3 protein-coding genes are annotated in these 4331 nt (G+C 65.9%); all 3 read left to right on the forward strand.

Going from position 1 to position 4331, the window contains the following annotated elements:
* Positions 1–320: 320 nt before the first annotated feature.
* The 3 genes from VFV67_RS21895 (at position 321) to VFV67_RS21905 (ending at position 4201) form a co-directional block, all read left to right on the forward strand.
* Entirely contained in the window at positions 321–1592 is a 1272-nt protein-coding gene (locus VFV67_RS21895) for an alpha/beta hydrolase (protein WP_326472470.1), read from the forward strand.
* Between the two features lie 1137 nt (positions 1593–2729).
* Positions 2730–3062: a MerR family transcriptional regulator gene (locus VFV67_RS21900; RefSeq protein ID WP_326472471.1), complete on the forward strand. Its 333-nt coding sequence runs from the start codon at positions 2730–2732 to the stop codon at positions 3060–3062.
* A gap of 257 nt (positions 3063–3319) precedes the next feature.
* Positions 3320–4201 carry an IS3 family transposase gene (locus tag VFV67_RS21905; protein WP_326472472.1) on the forward strand — a complete coding sequence of 294 codons (882 nt, stop codon included), beginning with the start codon at positions 3320–3322 and terminating at the stop codon, positions 4199–4201.
* Positions 4202–4331: the final 130 nt, after the last annotated feature.

The following is a 4331-nucleotide window of genomic DNA, read 5'->3' on the forward strand; positions in this document are numbered from 1 at the left end:
ACCCCACCGGAAAGGGCCGTGGGCGCTGGACCATGCGCTGGAAAGCCGCCCTCAACGCCTTCGACCTCGCCTTCGACGGACGCCTGTCCACCGGACGAAACTAACAACAAGATCCAGTTACACCGTTAAATTGACAGCCCCTAGGCGGAAGGCGAAGGGGTGTTCCTTCAGCAGGAGGCCGTTGTCGCAGGCTGGGCTGATGCGCGCGATGACGTGTGCCACACAGAGGACCTTCTCCGGTTGCTGACCCAGCGACGGGGTATCCGGTCTGGCACCGCCGCGTCTGCGGCGTGAATCCCGCGCTGAGAGAGGACGTTGTGGTGGCTGAGAAGTCATCGAAGGTGGAGGGCGAGGTGGATTCCGGCTCCGAGTTCCTCGGCGCCCTGAGAGGCGTGGTGGACATGGTCGAGGGAGTACAGCGCGCGGTGTCGCCGGGTGTGGGCCGCCACCTGATCGCGTCGCGGGTCTACGGCCTTGTGCGTACGGGTCTGGCCGCAGGTGGCCCGGTCGTGGAACTGGTCCCTCGGCTGGCAGGCATATCCGCGCCACTGAGGTCGCTGGGAGAGTCGGCCGTGGTGCAGCGGGCCGTTGGCGTGACAAACGGGGCGGTGGGTGTCCACGCGCGTCCACGCGGCGGGGTTGTGCCGGCGGCGATGACGGTGCGGGTGAATCACCGGCGGGTTGATCTCGATCATGGTTCGCTCGCGGCGGCCTTTCCGTCGGCCTCGGGGCGAGTGGTGGTGTTCCTGCATGGGTTGGTCGAGACCGAACGGTCGTGGTTTCACCGGCCGGATCCCGGCAGGGCGCGCACGAGTACAGGTTTCGGTAGCCGGCTGGCTGAGGATCTGTCCTGCAGCCCGGTGTATGTCCGGTACAACACGGGCCGCCATATCTCCGACAGTGGGCGCGAGCTCGTCGGGCTGCTTTCCGAGCTGGTGGCGGCGTGGCCGGTGCCGGTCACCGAGGTCGTCCTGGTCGGACATTCGATGGGTGGGCTGGTGGCGCGGAGCGCGGTGCACCAGGCCGATGAACGGGGCGCGTCGTGGTTGCCGATGGTGACCCGGTTGGTGTGCCTGGGTAGCCCGCACACCGGAGCGCCGTTGGAGCGTGCGGCGGTCCGAGCGGCCGGATTTCTCGGCAGGTTCGCCGTGTTGGCTCCGGTTGTTCGGCTGATGGCCTTGCGCAGTGACGGGATCAAGGATCTCGCCCACGGCTACCTACATGAGGGCCAGTGGGCCGAGGACGGCGGCGGGGGAGTACGGCGGATGGTCGACACGGTTGTCCCGGCGGGTATTCGGCAGCTGTTCGTCGCCGCAACCTTGTCCCGGTCGGAAGGAAGCCTGTGGGGCCGGCTCGTCGGTGATCTGATGGTGACCCCCGCGAGCGCGGCGGATCGTACACAGACCGCGGACCTCGAATGGCTGGGTGGGCTGCACCATTTCGATCTCCTGCACCACGACATCGTCTACGACGCTGTCCTCAGGTGGCTGCGCGCCTCGGGCGCCGACCTTCGTTCACTCCACGGTGCGACACCGTCTTGGTTGTCGACGCAACGGCGTCGAACGGCCGGACCCGGGTATCCCCAGTCGTAGGGGTCCGGAGGAGGACGACAGTGACGGAGCGGCGCACCGACACGGGATCGAAGGCCCTTACCGACCTGCCGAAGCGCGCGTGCGCACCGCTTTACGGACCGTCCGGGAGTTCCCGGACGACGGCCCGTTCGACTGGGCGGCGGCACTCACTACACAGCGTTCTTTCGATCTTTCCGGCGATCGTCGTGCTGGTCGCCGCGGTCGGGCTCGCGGGCCAGTCGGCCACCCAGCCGTTGATCCAGAACGCACGGCAGCTGCCCCGGGGATGTGGTGATCAACATCCTGCGGCAGTTTGAGGATGCCGGCGCGGTGGCGGGTGCGCTGGCGATCGTCGGGTCTGGGCGGCGGCGTTGTACATCGGCGGGTTCATCGTGCTGCCAACGCGCCGCGTGGCACCCGCGCCATGGGCTGAGCAGCCGGCGGTCACGTGCGTCTGCGTCGGGGAGTTCATGTCGCCGCTACCTCCACCGTGGGATCCACGTGCATGGATCCGCGTGGTGAGAGGTGGCGGTGTAGTGGGTCTGCTGCTCGTCGGGTCCCGCGCAGGGAGAAAATCTATCATGGCTGGGGTAGACATACTGGGCCGACTGTGTGTAGGTTTCTGCTTGTTCGAAGAGAGACAACGTCTATCAGGCGCAGGAGATGACGTAACTACCTGCGATGCCAGACAGGACGGTCGTCCGGGTGGGTCTGACTCGGGGACCGTGAGTGACGGGGCCGTGAAGTACGGCGTTGACAATGGTCGGCCCCGAGGGAAGTGCTAGACGCGGGTGGAGATGTCGTATCCGCGAGTTCGAATTAGTTGTGAGGAAGACGGTCGAGTCCGCCGGGGCTGATCGGTAGGACGGGTTCCGGTAGGTGACGGTCGCAATGCAAGGTAAGTGGAAGGTATCGGAGAGAAGGGAAGGGCTACGTCATTGGATCGCCCGCTACGGGTGTCTTGTCCCGGGTGGGTACCGCAGTTCCATCGGATTGGAAGGTGGTCCTCGGTTACGCGTCAGCGATCCCCGCATGTTCTGCCTTTCGGGCGGACGCGGATGCACGACGCCGATCTCACGATCGGTTGACAGTGATGTACCCAAAACCTTAGGGGCCCGGTGCCGTGCGGCACCGGGCCCCTGGTGATGCGGAGGTGGAATGATCCCTGCCCAACGTGACCCGTCGGCGACGAGTGGGGCCGACAAGTTCGACGACGAGAACTATCCGGCCTACACGATGGGTCGAGCCGCAGAAATGCTCGGGACCACACCGGGGTTTCTGCGCAGCCTGGACGAGGCGAAGCTGATCGAGCCGCAGCGCTCCACCGGAGGGCACCGGCGCTACTCCCGTGCGCAACTGCGGGTGGCCGGACGGGTGCGGGAACTGGTTGATCAGGGAACCGGTCTTGACGCCGCGTGCCGCATCGTCACCCTCGAAGACCAGCTCCACGAAGCCCAACGCCTCAACACCGAACTACGGAGCAACGACTGAGCACACCCGTTGGCGCCGGCTCACCGGCGCCACAACGGGCTGTCCGCGTGCACGGCCACCGAGCGCCGTTCAGAATTGTTGATCTTCATAAGGGCGGGCTGTCCAGGGCTGAGGATCTTGTTCGACGCAGGTGGATGGGTTGACCTAACGATTGATCACCAAGCGACCGACCCCCCAGGGTCGCACCCCGGGCGCCTCGGCTGTCCGCCCGTGCTGGGTGGAGGTGTAGCGGCAGCCGCGCTCGGGCGATCTCCGGGATGGTCGAGAAGATCGAGCAGGTGCACGAGGACAACTACAGCGTCTACGGGGCGCGCAAGGTCTGGGCCGAGCTGCACCGCCACGGTATCGACGTGGCCCACTGCACGGTCGAGCGGCTCATGCGCGAGACCGGGTTACATGGCCTGTTACGGGACAAGTCCCCGCGCACCACCAAGCCGGCCGCCGAAACCGGCAGGCCGGCAGACCTGATCGAACGCGACTTCACCGCCACCCGGCCCAACGAGTTGTGGGTCGCGGACCTGACCTACGTGCGCACCACCGCGGGGTGGGTCTACGCCGCGTTCGTCCTGGACGTGTTCTCCCGGATGATCGTCGGCTGGCAAGTGAGCACATCGCTGTACACAGACCTCGCGCTTGACGCGCTGCAGATGGCGATCTGGCGCCGCCACGCCCACGGGCACGACCTCGCCGGCCTGGTCCACCACTCCGATCGCGGAGTTCCATACCGTGCGATTCGCTACACCCAACGCCTCGCCGACACCGGCGCGGTCGCCTCGGTCGGGTCCACAGGCTACTCCTACGACAACGCCATGACCGAGGCGTTCAACTCGCTGTACAAGGCCGAACTGGTCCGCAACAAAGGCCCCTGGCGTGGGCTGGATGACCTCGAGATCGCCACCGTCGAGTACATCGACTGGTACAACAACCGGCGCCTGCACGGCGAACTCGGACACATCCCACCCGCCGAGCACGAACAGCTACACGCCATGACCCACCCGGTCACCGCAACACTGAAAAACCAGATAACAGACTCTCCATCAAACCCGGGACTTGACACCATGATCACAAACACCCGATCAGCACCGGCCACCAGGGTCAACGAAGTTGATCACGCAACCTGGGAGCGTGCGGGACTGTAATCTCAACGGTGTAACTGTCCAAAGTGGAGGTTGCATTGATGAGTAGTGAGAGTAGTGCCAGGTCAGCAGCGGCGGGCACGCCGGCGGTGGATCGGCAGGTGGTGGCCGAGTTGGTGGCTCGGGCCCGGGC

Origin of the sequence: Actinophytocola sp. (assembly GCF_035762905.1) — a bacterium.
Classification (GTDB): domain Bacteria; phylum Actinomycetota; class Actinomycetes; order Mycobacteriales; family Pseudonocardiaceae; genus DASYTH01.

Excerpts from the sequence above, each read along its gene's own strand:
- VFV67_RS21900 (WP_326472471.1), top strand. The coding sequence starts at position 2,730 with ATGATCCCTGCCCAACGTGACCCGTCGGCGACGAGTGGGGCCGACAAG.
- VFV67_RS21905 (WP_326472472.1), top strand. The coding sequence starts at position 3,320 with ATGGTCGAGAAGATCGAGCAGGTGCACGAGGACAACTACAGCGTCTAC.